A 19,099-nucleotide genomic window follows, 5' to 3' on the forward strand; every position below is an offset into this window, starting at 1 on the left:
GTGGGCGCGGCTCAGGCCGTCGCCTTGGTGACGGAAGGATCGATGAGCACGTCGTCTCCGTCGATCACGACCTCGTACACGGGCACCGGCTCGAAGGCCGGGAGGTTCAGCGGGCGGCCGGTGCGCAGCGAGAACGCCGAGCCGTGGGCCCAGCACTCCAGCGTCTCGCCCTCGACGAAGCCGTCCGACAGCGAGATGTCGCCGTGCGTGCAGACGTCGCCGATCGCGTGCACCTCGCCGGTGCCGTCGAGGACCACCGCGATGGCCACGCCGTCGATCTCGACGCGGTGCGCTTCGTCCTGGGTGAGATCGCTCAGTGCGCAGGCGCGCGAAGCGCTCACGCCGCTGCTCCCTCGGCCAGCTCGCGCTCGATCGCGGCGATGAGCTCGGTCTCCAGCTCGGGGATGCCGATGCGCTGGACGATCTCGCTCAGGAAGCCGAGCACGACGAGGCGACGTGCCTCGTCTTCGGCGATGCCGCGAGCCTGCAGGTAGAACAGCTGCTCGTCGTCGAAGCGACCGGTGGCGCTGGCGTGGCCGGCGCCCTGGATGTCTCCGGTCTCGATCTCGAGGTTCGGGATCGAGTCGGCGCGGGCACCGTCGGTGAGCACCAGGTTGCGGTTCGCCTCGTACGAGTCGGTGCCGGTGGCATCCGGTCCGATGAGGACGTCGCCGATCCAGACGCTGCGTGCGCTCTCGCCCTGCAGGGCGCCCTTGTAGAGCACGTCGCCGACGGTGTGCGCACCCTTGTGGTGCAGGTACACCTGCGACTCGAGGTGCTGACCGGCGTCGGAGAACGACAGGCCGTACAGGCGTCCCTCGGCCCCGGCACCCGACAGCTCGACGGAGGGGTTCACGCGCACGACGCCGCCGCCGAAGCTCACCACGACGTGGGTGAGCTTGGCGTCGCGGTCGACACGAGCCTGGTGCGAGGACGCGTGGAGTGCGTCGTCGTCCCAGTTCTGCACCGAGACCACGGTGAGCTCGGCGCCGTCGCGAACGATGATCTCGACGTTCTGCGCGTGCTGGGCGGTGCCTTCGTGCCGCAGGACGATGGTGCCCCGCGAGTGCGGTTGCGCCTCGATGACGACATGGGCGTGTGCGAGGCCGCCCGTGCCCTTCAGGTGCACGATGACGGGCTCGTCGAGTTCGACCTCGGCGGGGATGCGCAGCAGCGGCGCTTCTGCCTCGTGAGTCCAGGCCAGTGCCGCGGGAAGGTCTTCGGGACGGAAGTGCTCACCGCGCGGAGCCTGACCCGCGGCGAGCCGCAGCTGCTCCACGCCCGCGGGCGCCTGCACGTCGACCTCGACGACGCCGGACGGGCCGGCCTCGTCGACGAACAGGGGGGCAAGCCGGTCGACCGGGCTGAGCTTCCAGTTGACCTCGCGGCCGGTGGGAACGCCGAAGTCCGACGGGTCGAACGAGGTGGGTCGCTCCGAGCGCGTCTGCACCGGGACGACGGATGCCACGAGGGCGGCAGGGTCGATGTGACCTCCGGCAGCGCCAGTCGCCTGTGCCGCCGGGGTCTGAGTCGCAGTCGACATTTAGCCTACGGATCCTTCCATGCCCATCTCGATGAGCTTGTTCAGTTCGAGGGCGTACTCCATCGGCAGCTCGCGCGCGATGGGCTCGATGAACCCGCGCACGATCATGGCCATGGCCTCGTCTTCGGGCAGGCCGCGCGACTGCAGGTAGAACAGCTGCTCTTCGCTGACCTTCGAGACGGTGGCCTCGTGACCGAGCTGCACGTCGTCGACACGGATGTCGATCGCCGGGTAGGTGTCGGACCGCGAGATCGTGTCGACCAGCAGCGCGTCGCAGCGCACGGTGTTGGCGGAGTGGTGCGCATTGGCGTCCACCCGCACCTCACCTCGGTAGCCCGCGCGACCGCCGCCACGGGCGATCGACTTCGACACGATCGACGACTGCGTGTAGGGCGCCATGTGGATCATCTTCGCCCCGGCGTCCTGGTGCTGGCCGGGACCGGCGAAAGCGACGGACAGCGTCTCGCCCTTGGCGTGCTCGCCCATCAGGTAGATGGACGGGTACTTCATCGTCACCTTGGACCCGATGTTGCCGTCGACCCATTCCATGGTCGCGCCCTCGTGGGCGACGGCCCGCTTGGTGACGAGGTTGTAGACGTTGTTCGACCAGTTCTGGATCGTCGTGTAACGCACGCGGGCGTTCTTCTTCACGATGATCTCGACCACAGCCGAGTGCAGCGAGTCGCTCTTGTAGATCGGGGCGGTGCAGCCCTCGATGTAGTGCACGTAGCTGTCTTCGTCGGCGATGATCAGCGTCCGCTCGAACTGACCCATGTTCTCGGTGTTGATGCGGAAGTACGCCTGCAGCGGGATCTCCACGTGCACGCCCTTCGGGACGTAGACGAAGGAGCCGCCCGACCACACCGCGGTGTTCAACGCGGCGAACTTGTTGTCGCCGGCGGGGATGACCGTGCCGAAGTACTCCTGGAAGAACTCGGGGTGCTCCTTGAGCGCGGTGTCGGTGTCCATGAAGATGACACCCTGCTGCTCGAGGTCCTCACGGATCTGGTGGTAGACCACCTCGGACTCGTACTGTGCGGCGACGCCGGCCACGAGACGCTGACGCTCGGCCTCGGGGATGCCGAGCTTCTCGTACGTGTTGCGGATCTCCTCCGGGAGGTCCTCCCATGACTGCGCCTGCTTCTCGGTCGAGCGCACGAAGTACTTGATGTTGTCGAAGTCGATGTCCGACAGATCGGCGCCCCACGTGGGCATGGGCTTGCGGCCGAAGAGCTGATAGCCCTTGAGGCGCGTCTTGAGCATCCACTCGGGCTCGGATTTCAGAGCGGAGATGCCGCGCACGACGTCCTCGTTGATCCCGCGCTGGGCGACCGCGCCGGCGGCGTCGGTGTCGTGCCAGCCGAACTCGTATTGCCCCAGGCTTTCGAGCTCTGGTCGGTCGATGAGTACATCGGACATGGTGATCACTCTCCTTCTCGGGCCTCAACGGTGTCATCCGCCCCGACATTCCAGACTCCGGTCGAAGTCTCAGGAACGTCGCTGGTGGGCCCGCTCGAAGGCGCTGCCTGCGCGCCTAGACTGTCTCTGGTGCCGATCGCGTGAGCGCTGCACCCGGACCCTTTGATTCTACAGGCAAGACCCGCTCCTGGCACGGCACCCTCGTCGTCCCGACGGCCCCGAGCGGCCTGATGCCAGGAAGCCAGACGCATGTCCTCGACCTCTCCCTTCCTCTCCCGCGTCTCGGGTGCGCTGCGTCGCTTCGGTGCGTGGCTCCCCGCCGACGTCGACCGACGGGTGCGCGTCTTCGCGTGGCTGTCGTTCGTGGCCGAGGTGTTGATCATCGGCACCGGGGGTGCCGTCCGTCTCACCGGCTCGGGGCTCGGCTGCCCCACGTGGCCGCGATGCACCCCCGATTCCATCGTGAACACGCCGGAAATGGGCATCCACGGCGTCATCGAGTTCGGCAACCGCACGCTGACCGGACTCGTCGGCATCCTGGCCCTCATCGTCGTCGTGCTCGTCTGGCGCATGCGCCGGGAGCGCCGTCCCCTCTTCGTGCTCGCACTCGTCGTGCTCGGCGGCGTGGTCGCGCAGGCTCTGGTCGGCGGCGTCACCGTGCTGACGGGTCTGAACCCCTTCATCGTCGGCTTCCACTACGTCGCCTCCGTGTCGCTCGTCGCCGTCTGCGCCGCTTTCCTCGTGCTGATGAACCTCCCTGCCGGCCATCGGGAGATCGCCGTGCCCCGGTGGTTCGCCGGTCTCGTGCACGGCACCACCGGCGTCCTGGCGCTCACGATCGTGTTCGGCGTGCTGACCACCGGCGCCGGCCCCCACTCCGGCGACGCCGCGGCGGGCCGGAACGGCTTCGATGCCGAGGTCCTCGAGCACGTGCACTCGTGGCCCGGCTACGCGCTCTTCGTCCTGACGCTGATCCTCACGATCGTCGCATGGCGCCTGCGCCTGCCCGTACGCCGCTGGACGATCGCTCTGCTCGTCGTCGAGCTCGTGCAGATCGCAGTCGGTCTCTACCAGGCGCGCAACGGCCTGCCCGAGATCGCCGTCGGCACTCATATGGTGCTCGCTGCTCTCGCCGCCGCCACGATGACCGTCGTGGTGCTGCGCCTCAAGCAGCCCGCCGCGGCCTCGACCGCTCCCGGCGCACGCGAAACGGTGTCCGCGCGCGGCTGACGCGCTCCTGCCCTTCCAGACACGACCGCCCCGGATGCCATCCCCCGGGGCGGTCGTCGTGTTCCGGTCGCTTTCCGCGCCCCTTATACGCTCATAGGCGATTCATCGGCGACCCCTAGCCGATGCCCTGACGCGTGCGCCACGGTGGAGTGTCCGGTGCACCTCTGCGCCCGGATCCGCCCGACGTCCCGGCGTCGGGGAACCGCATCCGCGGCCCGCACGGGGCGCGGAACGACAAGGAGTACATCTCATGCAGACCCGTCCCCGTCTGGTGACCAGCATCCCGTTCTGGGTGCTCGTGATCGCGTCGCTCGCCGCAGTGATCGGCGGACTCGTCCTCGTCCTGCGCCAGGTCGACGCGATCCAGGCCCTGGTGAACGATCCGAACGCGACCGTCGTGACCGTCTACGTCGCGCAGTCGTGGGTCTCCGTCGGCGCCGCCGTGCTCGCTGCGGGCGCGATCGGTCTGGCCTCGGCACTCGCCGTCGCCACGGTCGTGTCGACCCGCTCGAACCCCGACGTCGCGATCGAGACCATCGATTGGACGAGTGACGACGAATCCGCCGCCGAGCAGATCCCCGCCTTCACCACCGCGCCCGCCGCGGCCACCCCCACCGCGCAGACGGCCGCACCGATCGCGGTCGAGGACGCCGATGTCGAGACGCCCTCGACGGCTCCCGCTCCCCCGCAGGCTGCGGCCGCCGCGCAGCACGACGAGCCCCGCCTCGATGCGGGAGACGACGCCCCGCGTCGCTGACCTCGCTTAATGCAGAGCGCCCGTCCCGAGATCGGGGCGGGCGCTCGCGCGTGCACGGACGTGCTGAGCCCGGCGAACCCGCCCGGGCCGCTTCTCCGTCGGTGCCTGCTGACGGGAGGATGTGCCCGAAGCGGAGGACGAGACGCCGCGGAGATTGCCCTCCCGTCGCCGGATCTCCTCCGTCGTCCACCCGCGCGTCAGCGCCACCCCGGGTCAGCGCGACCTGCACGTCAGCGCCGACCCGCACGTCAGCGCCGACCCCCGCGTCAGCACCACCCGCGCGTCAGAGCGAATCAGAAGGGCAGCAGTGGATCGACCGCGATCGCGACGAACAGGAGCGTCAGGTAGGTGATCGACGCGTGGAAGACGCGCATGGGTCGCGGCTCGCCGCCACGCACGGCTCGGGAGTACAGACGGTGCGACTCGTAGATGAACCAGCCACCGAACACGGCGGCCGAGACCGTGTAGACGAGCCCCATGGATGCCACGGGGATGAGCAGCAAAGAGCACGCCACCGTCGCCCACGCGTACAGGATGACCTGCAGGCCCACCTGCGATCCGCTGCGCGTCGCGCCGAGCATCGGCACGTCGACCTCGTCGTACTGGTCGGCGTACTTCATCGACAACGGCCAGTAGTGCGGGGGCGTCCACAGGAACACCAGCGCGAACAGGATGAAGGGCGCCCAGGTGAGGGAGCCCGTCACGGCAGACCACCCAATGAGCACGGGGAAGCAGCCGGCGATCCCGCCCCAGACGATGTTCTGCTCGGTGCGGCGCTTGAGGATGATCGTGTAGATCACCACGTAGAAGAAGATGGCCGCGGCCGACAGGCCGGCCGCGAGCGGGTTGGTGAACGCCCAGAGCCACACGGTCGAGAAGACCGCGAGGGCCCACGCGAAGATCAGGGCGCCGCGCGGGGACACCTCACCCGTCACCAGCGGACGGTTCTCGGTGCGCTGCATGTGCGCGTCGATGTCGCGGTCGAGGTACATGTTGAAGGCCGCGGCCGAACCGGCGCTCAGCGAACCGCCGATGACCGTGGCGAAGATCAGCCAGAGGTTCGGCAGGCCGCCCTGCGCGAGGATCATGACCGGCACCGTGGTCACGAGCAGGAGCTCGAGGACCCGCGGCTTCGTCAGGGCGACGTAGGCCCGGACGGTCCGTCGGACGGAGCGGCGATCGGTCGTCGCAATGACGTGCGACGTCGTCGAGATGTCCATCGTCCCCCGGGGTAGCGCGTATGAAACCTCAACGATTCTACGCCATGCGCACCACACGACCGGCCGCCTGTCGACCCCCGTCACACGCGGCGACGACGACAGCCGATCTCGCTATGCTGGCCGTGAACGCGCGCCCCGCGCCGACACCCCACCCCTCTCCCACTCCTACGGTGGTGAGTGCGGCGTCGGAAGTGAACCCGGGCGCACAGTATCGAGAAAGGCGACCCTGTTGTCGGACTTCGAATGGGACGAGATCGATCGGCGCGCGGTGGACACCGCCCGCATCCTCGCGGCGGATGCCGTTGAGAAGGTGGGTAACGGCCACCCGGGCACGGCCATGTCGCTGGCTCCCGCCGCATACCTGCTCTACCAGCGCGTGATGCGGCACGATCCCGCCGACACGCACTGGCCGGGACGCGACCGTTTCATCCTCTCGGCCGGTCACTCCTCGCTCACACAGTACGTGCAGCTCTACCTCGGCGGATTCGGTCTCGAGCTGAAAGACCTCGAGGCGCTGCGCACGTGGGGCTCGCTCACCCCCGGTCACCCCGAGTACGGCCACACCGACGGCGTCGAGATCACCACCGGCCCCCTCGGCCAGGGGCTCTCCTCCTCGGTCGGCTTCGCGTACGCCGCCCGCTACGAGCGTGGCCTGTTCGACCCCGAGTCCCCGGCGGGCGAGAGCCCCTTCGACCACCACATCTACGTGATCGCGGGTGACGGCGACCTCCAGGAGGGCGTGACGAGCGAGGCTTCCTCTCTCGCCGGCCACCAGGAGCTCGGCAACCTCATCGCGATCTACGACTCCAACCAGATCTCGATCGAAGACGACACCAACGTCGCCTTCACCGAAGACGTGCAGAAGCGCTACGAGGCCTACGGCTGGCACGTCCAGACCGTGGACTGGAAGAAGACCGGCCAGTACGTCGAAGACGTCGCCGAGCTCTACGCCGCGATCGAGGCCGCCAAGGGCGAGACGAGCAAGCCCTCGCTGATCATCCTCAAGACGATCATCGGCTGGCCCTCCCCCGGCAAGCAGAACTCGGGCAAGATCCACGGCTCGGCGCTCGGCGCCGACGAGCTGCGCGCCACGAAGGAAGTGCTCGGCTTCGACCCCGAGCAGAACTTCGCCGTCGCCGACGACGTGATCGCGCACACGCGTGAGCTCGTCGAGCGCGGCGAGGCGGAGAAGGCCGCCTGGCAGGAGAAGTTCGACGCGTGGGCCGAGGCTCACCCCGAGCGCAAGCAGCTCTGGGACCGCCTGCAGGCTCGCGAGCTTCCGACCGACATCGCCGACGCACTGCCGGCGTTCGAGGCGGGCAAGGACGTGTCGACCCGCGCGGCCTCCGGAACGGTCATCAACGCCCTCGCCGCCGAGCTCCCCGAGCTCTGGGGCGGTTCGGCCGACCTCGCCGAGTCCAACCTGACCACGATCAAGGACGCCAAGTCCTTCATCCCGTCGGAGTGGTCCACGCACGAGTGGTCGGGCGACCCTTACGGTCGCGTGCTGCACTTCGGCATCCGCGAGCACGCCATGGGAGCGATCCTCAACGGCATCGTGCTGCACGGACCCACCCGTCCGTTCGGCGGCACGTTCCTCATCTTCAGCGACTACATGCGCCCGCCGGTGCGTCTGGCCGCGCTGATGAACATCCCGACGATCTTCGTCTGGACGCACGACTCCGTCGCCCTCGGCGAGGACGGCCCCACGCACCAGCCGATCGAGCAGCTCGCGACGCTGCGTGCCATTCCGAACTTCGCCCTCGTGCGTCCGGCCGACGCCAACGAGACGAGCGTCGTCTGGCTCGAGATGCTCCGCCGTACGGCGGGACCGGCCGGTATCGCGCTGACCCGCCAGAACATCCCCGTGTTCGCCCGCGGCGAGGGCGAGGCATCCGGTGACGAATTCGCCTCGGCCGCGGGCGCGGTCAAGGGCGCGTACGTCCTGGCGGAAGCGGCGAACGGCGAGCCCGATGTGATCCTCATCGCCACCGGCTCCGAGGTCCAGCTCGCCGTCCAGGCGCGCGAGACGCTCGCCGCCGAGGGCGTTCACGCCCGCGTCGTGTCGGCGCCCTCGCTCGAGTGGTTCGCCGAGCAGGACGAGGCGTACCGCGAGTCGGTGCTCCCCTCGTCGGTGAAGGCGCGTGTGTCGGTCGAAGCCGGTTCCGCCCTCAGCTGGCACGGCATCGTCGGCGACGCCGGTCGTTCCGTCGCGATCGAGCACTTCGGTGCCTCGGCCGACTACAAGACCCTTTTCCAGAAGTTCGGCATCACGGCTGAGGCCGTCGTCGAGGCTGCGCGCGAGTCGCTCGCCGCGGCCAAGAAGTAATCCGAGGAGAACAGACACATGAGCACTCCCACCGAAGACCTGTCCGCCGCGGGCGTCAGCATCTGGCTCGACGACCTCTCGCGCCAGCGCATCCAGTCCGGCAACCTCGCCGAGCTGATCGAATCGCGCAACGTCGTCGGCGTCACCACCAACCCGACGATCTTCGCCGGCGCCCTGTCGAAGGGCGAGGCGTACGAGGGCCAGGTGAAAGAACTGGCGGCTCAGGATGCCACGGTCGACGAGGCGATCTTCTCCATCACCACCGACGACGTGCGCGACGCGTGCGACATCTTCCTCCCGGTCTTCGACGCCACGAACGGCGTCGACGGCCGCGTGTCGATCGAGGTCTCTCCCGACCTCGCCCACGACACCGAGGGCACGATCGCCCAGGCAAAGGACCTCGCCGCGCGCGTCGACCGGAAGAACGTCCTCATCAAGATCCCCGCGACCAAGGCGGGCCTGCCCGCGATCACCGAGGTCATCGGTGCGGGCATCTCGGTCAACGTCACGCTCATCTTCAGCCTCGAGCGCTACGCCGAGGTCATCGATGCCTACCTCGCCGGCGTCGAGAAGGCGCGCGACGCCGGTCACGACATCTCGACCCTGCAGTCGGTCGCCTCGTTCTTCGTCTCGCGCGTCGACACCGAGATCGACAAGCGTCTCGCGGCCCTCGGCACCGACGAGGCGGCCTCGCTCAAGGGCAAGGCCGGCATCGCCAACGCCCGCCTCGCCTACGAGCTCTACGAGCAGAAGTTCGCCGAGGACCGTGCGAAGGAGCTGCTGGCCGCCGGAGCGACCGTGCAGCGCCCCCTCTGGGCGTCGACCGGCGTCAAGGACCCGGCCCTGCCCGACACGCTCTACGTCACCGAGCTCGTCGCCCCCGGCACCGTCAACACGATGCCCGAGAAGACGCTCGAGGCGACGTTCGACCACGGTGTCATCACGGGTGACACCGTGACCGGCGCGTACGCCGAGGCCCACGAGGTCTTCGACCGTCTCGCCGCAGCGGGTGTCGACGTCGCCGACGCGACGCAGACGCTCGAGGACGAGGGTGTCGAGAAGTTCATCGCCTCGTGGCACGAACTGCAGGACACCGTGAAGACGGCCCTCGACGCCGGAAGCGCCCAGGCCGCGCAGTGACGTTCGAGGTCAAGGTCACCGGCCACGTCAAGTCGGTCGTCGACGCCGAGCTCCCCGGCCTGGTCGGTTCGCTGGTCGCGTCCGGAATCACCGCCGGCGACGCGAGCCTGTGGGGCCCGGCCGCCGAGGTCGAGGCGTCCCGTCGCCTCGGGTGGGTGCAGGCGGTCTCCGTCTCGCGTCCCCTCGTTCCGGAGATCACCGCCCTGCGCGACGAACTCGTCGCGCAGGGCGTGACCCGCGTCGTCCTCGCGGGCATGGGCGGCTCGTCGCTCGCGCCCGAGGTGATCGCGCAGTCGGCCGGCGTCCCGCTGGTGATCCTCGACTCGACGGCCCCCGGCCAGGTGCTCGCCGCGATCGACGGCGACGCCGAGGCCGGCGGGCTCGCTCAGACGGTCCTCGTGGTCTCGAGCAAGTCGGGCTCCACGATCGAGACCGATTCGGCGAAACGCGCCTTCGAGGCGGCATTCCGCGACCTGGGCATCGACCCCGTCCAGCGCATCGTCGTGGTCACCGACCCCGGATCTCCGCTCGAGCAGGCCGCACGAGCCGACGGCTACCGCGTCTTCACCGCCGACCCCACCGTCGGCGGCCGGTACTCCGCCCTCACCGCGTTCGGCCTGGTACCGACGGGTCTTGCGGGCGTCGACATCGACGACCTCCTCGACGAAGCGGATGCCACTCTCCTCGAGGTCGCGATCGACTCCCCCGAGAACCCGGCGCTCGTCCTGGCAGCGGCGATCGCCGGCGGCGGCGCGCACCGTCGCGACAAACTCGGCCTCGTCATGGACGATGCTCACCTCCCGGGTCTTCCCGACTGGATCGAGCAGCTCATCGCCGAGTCCACGGGCAAGCAGGGAACCGGGATCCTTCCCGTCGTCCTGCTTCCGGTGTCACCGGAGGTCGAGTCCACGCCCGACGACCTGCAGGTGGCCCGCTTCGTCGACGACGCGCACAAGCTGCACCTGTTCGAGCATCACCACGGTGAGATCCTCGTCAGCGGCTCGCTGGGCGCGCAGTTCGTCGTGTGGGAATACGCCACAGCCATCGCCGGCCGCCTGCTGGGGATCGACCCCTTCGACCAGCCCGACGTCGAGTCGGCCAAGGTCGCGACCCGCGGGCTGCTCGACGCGCGTCCGGAGCCCACGCCCCCGGCCTTCGTCGTCGACGGCGTCGAGGTGCGCGTCTCCGACCCGTCCCTGGCGGCGGACGGAACGATCGCCGGTGTGCTGGACGCGCTCTGGGCCTCCGTCCCGTCGGATGGGTACGTGAGCATTCAGGCGTACGTCGACCGCCTCGCCGTGCCGCAGCTCCCCGGCCTGCGCGAGCTCCTCGCCGCCGACTCCGGCCGCCCGACGACGTTCGGGTGGGGTCCGCGATTCCTGCACTCGACCGGGCAGTACCACAAGGGAGGCCCCGCCACCGGCGTCTTCCTGCAGATCACCGAACGCACCGACGTCGACCTCGAGATCCCCGGTCGCCCGTTCACATTCGGTCAGCTCATCCAGGCACAGGCCGCGGGAGACGCGAGCGTACTGGCGGAGGGCCACGGCCGCCCCGTCGTCACGCTGACGCTGACCGACCCGCAGGTCGACGTGCTCTCACTCTTCGAGGCGGCACAGTAAAGCATGGTCGTAGAGATCACCCCGGGTCACAACCCCCTGCGCGATCCTGAGGATCGCCGTCTGAGCCGCATCGCCGGCCCCAGCGCGCTCGTCATCTTCGGTGTCACGGGCGACCTGTCCCGCAAGAAGCTCATGCCGGCGGTGTACGACCTCGCCAACCGCGGTCTGCTGCCCCCGGGCTTCGCGCTCGTGGGCTTCGCCCGTCGCGACTGGGAGGACCAGGACTTCGCGAAGGTCGTGTACGAGTCCGTCAAGCAGTACGCCCGCACGGAGTTCCGTGAGGAGACGTGGAAAGAACTGCTGGAGGGCATCCGTTTCGTCCAGGGCGAGTTCGACGACCCCGCGGCGTTCCAGCGCCTGCGCGAGACCGTCGACCGTCTCGACGTGGAGCGCGGGACGATGGGCAACCACGCCTACTACCTCTCGATCCCGCCGAAGGCCTTCCCCCTCGTGACCACGCAGCTGAAGGCGTCCGGTCTCGTGGGCGAGACGGCCGACGACACCACCGGCTGGCGCCGCGTCGTCATCGAGAAGCCGTTCGGCCACGACCTCGCCTCTGCGCGTGAGTTGAACGAGGTCGTCGAGAGCGCGTTCCCCGCCGACTCGATCTTCCGTATCGACCACTACCTCGGCAAAGAGACGGTGCAGAACATCCTGGCGCTGCGGTTCGCGAACGAGCTCTACGAGCCGATCTGGAACCGCAACTACGTCGACCACGTGCAGATCACCATGGCCGAGGACATCGGCGTGGGCGGCCGTGCCGGCTACTACGACGGCATCGGAGCGGCGCGCGACGTCATCCAGAACCACCTGCTGCAGCTCCTCGCGCTCACGGCGATGGAGGAGCCCATCAGCTTCAACGCCGCCGACCTGCGCGCGGAGAAGGAGAAGGTTCTCGCCGCCGTCCGGCTGCCCGAGAACCTGGCCGAGGCGACCGCGCGCGGTCAGTACGCCGGCGGGTGGCAGGGAGGCGAGGAGGTGCTCGGCTTCCTCGAGGAAGACGGCATGAACCCTGAGTCCGTCACCGAGACGTACGCCGCGATCAAGCTCGAGATCAACACCCGCCGTTGGTCGGGCGTGCCGTTCTACGTCCGCAGCGGCAAACGTCTCGGACGCCGCGTCACCGAGGTGGCCGTCGTCTTCAAGCGCGCGCCGCAGCAGCTGTTCTCGCGCAGCCAGACGCAGGAGCTGGGGCAGAACGCCCTTGTGATCCGCGTGCAGCCCGACGAGGGTGTCACGATCCGTTTCGGCTCCAAGGTTCCGGGTGACGGCACGCAGGTGCGCGACGTCACGATGGACTTCGGCTACGGCCACGCCTTCACCGAGGCGAGCCCCGAGGCGTACGAGCGACTCATCCTGGACGTGCTGCTCGGCGACCCGCCGCTCTTCCCCCGTCACGAGGAGGTCGAGCTCAGCTGGAAGATCCTCGACCCGATCGAAGAGTTCTGGGCCGCCGAGGGCGGCCCGCTCGAACAGTACTCGCCTGGATCGTGGGGCCCGGCGTCTGCCGACGAGCTCCTCGCCCGCGACGGCCGCACCTGGAGGCGCCCGTGATCATCGACCTGCCCGACACCACCGTCAGCGCGATCTCGAAGAAGCTCGTCAGCGTCCGCGAAGAGGGCGGCGCCGTCGCTCTCGGCCGCGTGCTGACCCTCATCATCGTCACCCACCACGGTTCCGAAGAAGAGGTCATCGAGGCCGCGAACGACGCCTCCCGCGAGCACCCGATGCGCGTCATCGCGATCCTGTTCGGCGAGGACGACGAGGAACCGCGCCTCGACGCGCAGATCCGCGTGGGCGGCGACGCCGGCGCGAGCGAGGTCGTCGTCCTGCGTGCGCACGGGGCGGCCGGCTCCAACGCCGAGAGCTTGGTCACCGGTCTGCTCCTGCCCGACGCGCCCGTCGTGGCGTGGTGGCCGGCGGACGCGCCCGAGAACCCGTCGAAGTCGGCCATCGGTCGCATCGCCCAGCGCCGCATCACCGACGCGTCGTCGCAGGCCGATCCCGCTGCCTGGGTCGCGCGGCTCGGCGAGCACCACGCGCCCGGCGACACCGACTTCGCGTGGACGCGGCTCACGCGTTGGCGCGAGCAGCTCGCGGCGGTTCTCGACCAGCCTCCCTACGAGCCGGTCACCGCGATCGAGGTCAAGGGCGCGGCCGACTCGCCGTCGACCGCCCTTCTAGCCGCGTGGCTCGGGCTGAAGCTCGAGGCGCCCGTGAACTACGTGTACCTGTCCCCCGAGGAGTGGGCCACCGGCATCAAGTCGGTGCGCCTGACCCGTGCGAGCGGCGACACCCTCCTCGAGCGCCCCGAGCCCGCGGTGGCCGTGCTGACGCAGCCCGGCCAGCCCACGCACGACCTCGCTTTCCCCCGGCGGACGCTGCGCGAGTGCCTCGCAGAGGAGCTGCGTCGTCTCGACCCCGACGTCCTCTACGGGCGGGTCATCACCGAGTGCGCGCACCTGCTCCGCACGGCGGACGAGCGGAGCGACACATGACCGAGAACGGCGCCACCAAGCGCGTGATCATCAAGCGCGACCCCGACGCGCTGGCCGAGTACGTCGCTACCCGCTTCATGAACCGCATCGTGAAGCGCGTGGCGGAAGGCAAGCGCATGCATGTCTGCCTCACCGGCGGGACGATGGGCGGGGCGGTCCTGCGCACCGCCGCCCTCGACCCCCGGGTTGCCGACATCGACTGGTCGCTCGTGCACTTCTGGTTCGGCGACGAGCGCTTCGTGCCCCGCGGCTCCGACGACCGCAACGAGAAGCAGGCGCGTGAGGCATTCCTCGACAACCTCGACATCCCCGCGGCCAACATCCACGCGGTGGCGTCGTCGGATCAGGGGCTCGACCTCGACGCGGCCGCCATCGCCTACGCCGACGAGTTGGCGCAGTTCGCCCCGTCGGATCGCAGCGAGACGGGACCATGGCCGTCGTTCGACATCTGCTTCCTGGGCGTCGGTCCCGACGCGCACATCGCCTCGCTGTTCCCGGATCGCGCCGAGATCTCGGTCACCGACCGGGCGACCGTCCCCGTGCGCGACTCTCCCAAGCCGCCGAGTGATCGCGTCTCGCTCACACGTCCTGTCATCAACTCGTCCAAGCGGGTCTGGATGGTCATCGCCGGCGCCGACAAGGCCGCCGCCCTCGGCCTCGCCCTCGCCGGAGCCAGCTATCAGAGCGTTCCCGCAGCGGGGGCCAAGGGCCGACGCCGCACCGCGTTCTTCGTCGACGAGTCGGCAGCCGACCAGGTGCCGCCGCAGCTGATCGACCGCGAGTACTGAGCGCGAGTCGCTCGCGCGGAGAACAGAAAGAGACCGGATGCCATGGCATCCGGTCTCTTCTCGTTCTCGCGCTTACTGTCCGCGGCGCTCGCGCAGCTGCTGGAGCGCGTCGTCGAGGAGTGACGCCGCCTCTTCGTCGGTGCGGCGCTCCTTCACGTAGGCGAGGTGCGTCTTGTACGGCTCCGACTTGGCCAGGGCCGGCGGGTTGTTCTTGTCGCGTCCGGCGGGAAGGCCGGAGTGCGGGGAGTCGATCGTCTCGGGGATCTCGTCGTCGGGGATACCCGCCGCGAAATACCGAACGGTCTCGTTACCGAGGGCGTCCCAGTACGACACGGCCACACGGTCGGCGTGGAAGCCGTGGTCCTGCTCACCCATGGGTCCGGCCCCGACGCGGGAGCCACGAATCGCGTTACCGCCAGTAGCCATGTCAGATCTCCGCGAACTTGGTCAGCAGACCGAGACCCACGATGGTGACGAACCACACCAGTGCGAGAACGATCGTGAAACGGTTGAGGTTGCGTTCCGCCAGGCCCGACGAGCCGAGCGCGGAGCTCATGCCACCACCGAACATGTCGGACAGGCCGCCGCCGCGCCCCTTGTGGAGCAGGATGAGCAGGGTCAGCAGGAGGCTGGTGATGCCCAGCAGCACCTGCAGGACGAACTCGAGAATCTGCACTGTCGAAAGCCTTTCGCTGCGGCCGGGTCGACCGCACAAGCGTCAAGTATACGGGGACGCGGGGTGGACGCACGGATGCCCGCGGCCACGTGCCGCGGGCATCCGTGTCGAGATCAGACCCCGACGTGCTTCTGGTAGCGGATGATCGCCGCGAACTCGTCGACGACGAGGCTCGCGCCGCCCACGAGGGCGCCGTCCACGTCAGGCTCGCGCATGAACGCGGCGATGTTGTTCGACTTCACCGAGCCGCCGTACAAGACGCGCGTGCGCGCGGCCGCGTCGGCGCCGAGCTTGTCTGCCACGACCGCACGGAGCTTGGCGCAGACCTCCTGGGCCTGATCCGGCGTCGCCGCCTGTCCGGAGCCGATCGCCCAGACCGGCTCGTACGCGACGACGATCTCGGCGTCGGATGCCACACCCTCGAGCGCCACCTCGAGCTGCCCCACGGGCACGGCGCTGGCACCGAACTTCTCGAGGTCCTCCGAGGTCTCACCGACGCAGATCACCGGGGCCAGACCGTGACGGAGGGCCGCCTGGGTCTTCGCGGCGACGACCTCATCGGTCTCGTTGTGGAACTGTCGACGCTCAGAGTGACCGATGATCACGTAGCGCGCGTTCAGCTTCGCGAGGAACTGTCCGGAGATCTCACCGGTGTAGGCACCCGAGTCGTGAGCCGACAGATCCTGCGCGCCCAGGGCGAACTCGATCTTGTCGGCGTCGAGAAGCGTCTGCACGGTGCGCAGGTCGGTGAACGGCGGGAAGACCGCCACCTCGACGCTGCCGTTCTCGTGCTTGGCTTCCTTCAACGTCCAGTGCAGCTTCTGGACGAACGCGACCGCCTGCAGGTGGTCGAGGTTCATCTTCCAGTTGCCGGCGATGAGGGGGGTTCTGGTCACACCCATCCGAGGACCTCCAGTCCGGGGAGCTTCTTGCCTTCGAGGAACTCCAGGCTGGCGCCGCCGCCGGTGGAGATGTGACCGAACTGGTCATCGGTGAAGCCGAGCTGACGCACAGCCGCCGCCGAGTCACCGCCGCCGACCACGCTGAGGCCGTCGACCTCGGTGAGCGCCTGGGCCACGGTCTTGGTGCCGGCCTCGAACGCTTTCATCTCGAACACGCCCATGGGGCCGTTCCAGAAGACGGTGCGCGAAGCGCGGATCGCCTCGGCGAAGATCTCCGCGGTGCGGGGACCGATGTCGAGGCCCAGACCGGACGAGCCGAAGGCGGTGTCCTCCAGCGCGTCGGCGTCGGCCACCACGTGCTCGGCATCGGCCGAGAACGACGCGGCGACGACGGCATCCACGGGCAGCACGATCTCGACGCCGCGCTCCTTCGCCGAAGCGATGTAGCCCTTCACCGTGTCGATCTGATCGTTCTCGAGAAGGCTCGAGCCCACGGCGTGTCCCTCGGCGACGAGGAACGTGAACATCATGCCTCCTCCGACGAGGAGCTTGTCCACGCGCGGGAGCAGATGCTCGATGACGCCCAGCTTGTCGCTGACCTTCGAGCCACCGAGGACGACCGTGTAGGGACGCTCCGGGTTCTCGGTCAGGCGGTCGAGGACCTCGAGCTCCTTCTGGATGAGCAGGCCCGCGGCCGACGGCACGATCTGGGCGAGGTCGTAGACGCTCGCCTGCTTGCGGTGCACGACGCCGAAGCCGTCCGACACGAGGGCATCGCCGAGGCCGGCGAGCTCCCGGGCGAACGCTTGGCGCTCGGCGTCGTCCTTCGAGGTCTCCCCCGCGTTGAAGCGGAGGTTCTCGATGACGGCGACCTCGCCGTCCTCCAGGGCGGCCACGGCATCCTGAGCCGACTCGCCGACCGTGTCGCGGGCGAACGCGACCGGCTGGCCGAGCAGCTCGGACAGGCGCTGCGCGACCGGCTCCAGCGAGTACGCGGGGTCGGGCGCACCGTCGGGGCGGCCGAGGTGAGAGCACACGATCACACGCGCGCCGGCGTTGATCAGTGCGTTGAGGGTCGGCAGCGACGCGCGCACGCGGCCATCGTCCGTGATGACGCCGTCTTTGAGAGGGACGTTCAGGTCACAACGGACGATGACGCGCGTGCCGGCGAGCGACCCCAGCGAATCGAGGGTGCGCAGAGCCATGAAGGGTTACAGGCGCTCGGCGACGTACTCGGTGAGGTCGACGAGGCGGTTCGAGTAGCCCCACTCGTTGTCGTACCAGGACGAGACCTTGACCAGGTTGCCGCTGACGTTGGTCAGCTCCGCGTCGAAGATCGACGAGTGCGGGTTGCCCTGGATGTCGCTCGAGACGATCGGGTCCTCGGTGTACTGCAGGATGCCGTTGAGGCGACCCTCAGCAGCGGCCTGCTTGTACACGGCGTTGACCTGGTCGACCGTCAGGCCCTCGGTGGGGGTGACGATCGTGAGGTCGACGATCGAGCCGGTGGGAACCGGCACGCGGTAGGACGAGCCGCTCAGCTTGCCGTTGAGCTCGGGCAGGACCAGGCCGATGGCCTTGGCGGCACCGGTGGAGGCGGGCACGATGTTGATCGCGGCGCCCCGGGCACGGCGGAGGTCGCTGTGCGGGCCATCCTGCAGGTTCTGGTCGGCGGTGTAGGCGTGCGCCGTCATCATGAAACCGCGCTCGATGCCGAAGGCGTCGTTGAACACCTTCGCCAGGGGGGCGAGGCAGTTCGTGGTGCACGACGCGTTCGAGATGATGACGTCGGTCTCGGGGTTGTACGTCTCTTCGTTCACACCCATGACGATGGTGGCGTCGTCACCCGTGGCCGGAGCCGAGATGAGGACCTTCTTGGCGCCACCCGCGACGTGCTTCTTCGCGTCCTCGGCCTTGGTGAAACGACCGGTCGACTCGATGACGATGTCGACACCCAGCTCGCCCCAGGGAAGGTTGGCGGGATCGCGCTCTTCGAAGACCTTGATGGTCTTGTCGCCGACGGTGATGGAGTCTTCGGTGTACGAGACGTCCTCGGCGAGCACGCCGCCGACGGAGTCGTACTTGAGGAGGTGGGCGAGGGTCTTGTTGTCGGTGAGGTCGTTCACCGCCACGATTTCGAGGTCGGCACCCTGCGCGAGAGCCGCGCGGAGGTAGTTGCGTCCGATACGGCCGAAGCCGTTGATTCCGATCTTGACGGTCACGGAATATCTCCTGAATCAGTTGTGCGCGAGAAGCGCGTGATTGCGGTGTTCGCTGGCGGACAACGGCGTCCCGGTGAGGTGTCCCACCGGGACGCCGCACCGCTTACGACAGTACCAGCAGACCCGCCGTCTTCTCTCGGGCAGCGGCGAAGCGCTCCTGGGCGTCGGCCCAGTTCGCGATGTTCCAGAACGCCTTCACGTAGTCGGCGCGCACGTTCTTGTAGTCGAGGTAGTACGCGTGCTCCCACACGTCGAGGAGGAGGATCGGCACGGTGCCCGCGACGATCTGACCCTGCTGGTCGAAGAACTGCTGGATGATCAGGTTCTGACCGATGGAGTCCCAGAACAGACCCGCCCAGCCCGAGCCCTGCACGCCGAGGGCGGCAGCGGTGAACTGCGCACGGAAGGCGTCGAACGATCCGAACTGGTCATCGATGGCGGCCTCGAGGTCGCCGGTGGGCTTGTCGCCACCGTTCGGCGAGAGGTTCGTCCAGAAGATCGAGTGGTTGGTGTGACCGCCCAGGTTGAACGCGAGGTCCTTCTGCAGGCGGTTGATGTTGGCGAAGTCGCCCTTCTCGCGCGCTTCGGCGAGCAGGTCGAGGGTGGCGTTCGCGCCGTTCACATACGTCTGGTGGTGCTTGCTGTAGTGCAGCTCCATGATGGTCGCACTGATGTGCGGCTCCAGCGCGGCGTAGTCGTAAGGGAGTTCGGGCAGTGTGTACTTCGCCATGGTCTCTACTTCCGGATCGGTCG

The 19,099-nt window shown here is 68.7% G+C and carries 18 protein-coding genes; 8 read left to right on the forward strand and 10 right to left on the reverse strand.

Annotated elements, in window-relative coordinates:
• Nucleotides 1-11 precede the first annotated feature (11 nt).
• The 3 genes from PIR02_18110 to sufB are packed head-to-tail and all read right to left on the reverse strand — an operon-like array spanning nucleotide 12 to nucleotide 2,962.
• Complete coding sequence (locus PIR02_18110; protein ID WZH36641.1) at nucleotides 12-341, reverse strand: non-heme iron oxygenase ferredoxin subunit; 330 nt, start codon at nucleotides 339-341, stop codon at nucleotides 12-14.
• A complete protein-coding gene (gene sufD / locus PIR02_18115; GenBank protein ID WZH36642.1) occupies nucleotides 338-1,543 on the reverse strand; it encodes a Fe-S cluster assembly protein SufD in 1,206 nt (401 codons plus the stop codon). The genes PIR02_18110 and sufD overlap by 4 nt, the downstream gene beginning before the upstream one ends.
• Nucleotides 1,544-2,962 (reverse strand): Fe-S cluster assembly protein SufB, encoded by a 1,419-nt coding sequence (gene sufB / locus PIR02_18120; GenBank protein ID WZH36643.1) that lies wholly within the window; start codon nucleotides 2,960-2,962, stop codon nucleotides 1,544-1,546. It abuts the gene before it with no gap.
• Between the two features lie 249 nt (nucleotides 2,963-3,211).
• Here sufB and PIR02_18125 point away from each other — a divergent pair, with 249 nt between their 5' ends.
• Complete coding sequence (locus PIR02_18125) at nucleotides 3,212-4,192, forward strand: COX15/CtaA family protein (GenBank protein ID WZH36644.1); 981 nt, start codon at nucleotides 3,212-3,214, stop codon at nucleotides 4,190-4,192.
• A 250-nt stretch (nucleotides 4,193-4,442) separates the two neighbouring features.
• The gene (locus PIR02_18130; GenBank protein ID WZH36645.1) at nucleotides 4,443-4,949 is read left to right on the forward strand and encodes a dinucleotide-utilizing enzyme; all 507 of its coding nucleotides are present in this window, start codon (nucleotides 4,443-4,445) and stop codon (nucleotides 4,947-4,949) included.
• A 293-nt stretch (nucleotides 4,950-5,242) separates the two neighbouring features.
• Here PIR02_18130 and PIR02_18135 read toward each other — a convergent pair whose 3' ends face one another.
• The gene (locus tag PIR02_18135) at nucleotides 5,243-6,169 is read right to left on the reverse strand and encodes a heme o synthase (GenBank protein ID WZH36646.1); all 927 of its coding nucleotides are present in this window, start codon (nucleotides 6,167-6,169) and stop codon (nucleotides 5,243-5,245) included.
• A gap of 229 nt (nucleotides 6,170-6,398) precedes the next feature.
• Between PIR02_18135 and tkt the strand changes: the two genes are divergently transcribed.
• The 6 genes from tkt to pgl are packed head-to-tail and all read left to right on the forward strand — an operon-like array spanning nucleotide 6,399 to nucleotide 14,546.
• The gene (tkt, locus tag PIR02_18140; protein ID WZH36647.1) at nucleotides 6,399-8,498 is read left to right on the forward strand and encodes a transketolase; all 2,100 of its coding nucleotides are present in this window, start codon (nucleotides 6,399-6,401) and stop codon (nucleotides 8,496-8,498) included.
• 18 nt (nucleotides 8,499-8,516) lie between these two features.
• Nucleotides 8,517-9,638 carry a transaldolase gene (gene tal / locus PIR02_18145; protein WZH36648.1) on the forward strand — a complete coding sequence of 374 codons (1,122 nt, stop codon included), beginning with the start codon at nucleotides 8,517-8,519 and terminating at the stop codon, nucleotides 9,636-9,638.
• Nucleotides 9,635-11,260, forward strand: coding sequence for a glucose-6-phosphate isomerase (locus PIR02_18150; GenBank protein ID WZH36649.1), 1,626 nt, complete (start codon nucleotides 9,635-9,637; stop codon nucleotides 11,258-11,260). Before tal ends, PIR02_18150 begins: the two co-directional genes overlap by 4 nt.
• Before the next feature lie 3 nt (nucleotides 11,261-11,263).
• Nucleotides 11,264-12,814 (forward strand): glucose-6-phosphate dehydrogenase, encoded by a 1,551-nt coding sequence (gene zwf, locus PIR02_18155; GenBank protein ID WZH36650.1) that lies wholly within the window; start codon nucleotides 11,264-11,266, stop codon nucleotides 12,812-12,814.
• Nucleotides 12,811-13,758, forward strand: coding sequence for a glucose-6-phosphate dehydrogenase assembly protein OpcA (locus PIR02_18160; GenBank protein ID WZH36651.1), 948 nt, complete (start codon nucleotides 12,811-12,813; stop codon nucleotides 13,756-13,758). The genes zwf and PIR02_18160 overlap by 4 nt, the downstream gene beginning before the upstream one ends.
• On the forward strand, nucleotides 13,755-14,546 hold the full coding sequence (gene pgl / locus PIR02_18165) for a 6-phosphogluconolactonase (protein WZH36652.1): 792 nt from the start codon (nucleotides 13,755-13,757) through the stop codon (nucleotides 14,544-14,546). The genes PIR02_18160 and pgl overlap by 4 nt, the downstream gene beginning before the upstream one ends.
• Before the next feature lie 72 nt (nucleotides 14,547-14,618).
• Here pgl and PIR02_18170 read toward each other — a convergent pair whose 3' ends face one another.
• From PIR02_18170 to PIR02_18195, 6 genes are all read right to left on the reverse strand, one after another.
• On the reverse strand, nucleotides 14,619-14,972 hold the full coding sequence (locus PIR02_18170) for an RNA polymerase-binding protein RbpA (GenBank protein ID WZH36653.1): 354 nt from the start codon (nucleotides 14,970-14,972) through the stop codon (nucleotides 14,619-14,621).
• Between the two features lies 1 nt (nucleotide 14,973).
• On the reverse strand, nucleotides 14,974-15,222 hold the full coding sequence (secG, locus tag PIR02_18175) for a preprotein translocase subunit SecG (protein WZH36654.1): 249 nt from the start codon (nucleotides 15,220-15,222) through the stop codon (nucleotides 14,974-14,976).
• A gap of 113 nt (nucleotides 15,223-15,335) precedes the next feature.
• On the reverse strand, nucleotides 15,336-16,124 hold the full coding sequence (gene tpiA, locus PIR02_18180) for a triose-phosphate isomerase (GenBank protein ID WZH36655.1): 789 nt from the start codon (nucleotides 16,122-16,124) through the stop codon (nucleotides 15,336-15,338).
• Nucleotides 16,115-17,329 (reverse strand): phosphoglycerate kinase, encoded by a 1,215-nt coding sequence (locus PIR02_18185; GenBank protein ID WZH36656.1) that lies wholly within the window; start codon nucleotides 17,327-17,329, stop codon nucleotides 16,115-16,117. The genes tpiA and PIR02_18185 overlap by 10 nt, the downstream gene beginning before the upstream one ends.
• Nucleotides 17,330-17,335: 6 nt before the next feature.
• Nucleotides 17,336-18,346, reverse strand: a complete 1,011-nt coding sequence (gene gap, locus PIR02_18190; protein WZH36657.1) for a type I glyceraldehyde-3-phosphate dehydrogenase — start codon at nucleotides 18,344-18,346, stop codon at nucleotides 17,336-17,338.
• Between the two features lie 103 nt (nucleotides 18,347-18,449).
• Complete coding sequence (locus tag PIR02_18195) at nucleotides 18,450-19,076, reverse strand: superoxide dismutase (GenBank protein WZH36658.1); 627 nt, start codon at nucleotides 19,074-19,076, stop codon at nucleotides 18,450-18,452.
• Between the last annotated feature and the right edge of the window lie 23 nt (nucleotides 19,077-19,099).

Source organism: Microbacterium enclense, assembly GCA_038182865.1.
Classification (GTDB): domain Bacteria; phylum Actinomycetota; class Actinomycetes; order Actinomycetales; family Microbacteriaceae; genus Microbacterium; species Microbacterium enclense_B.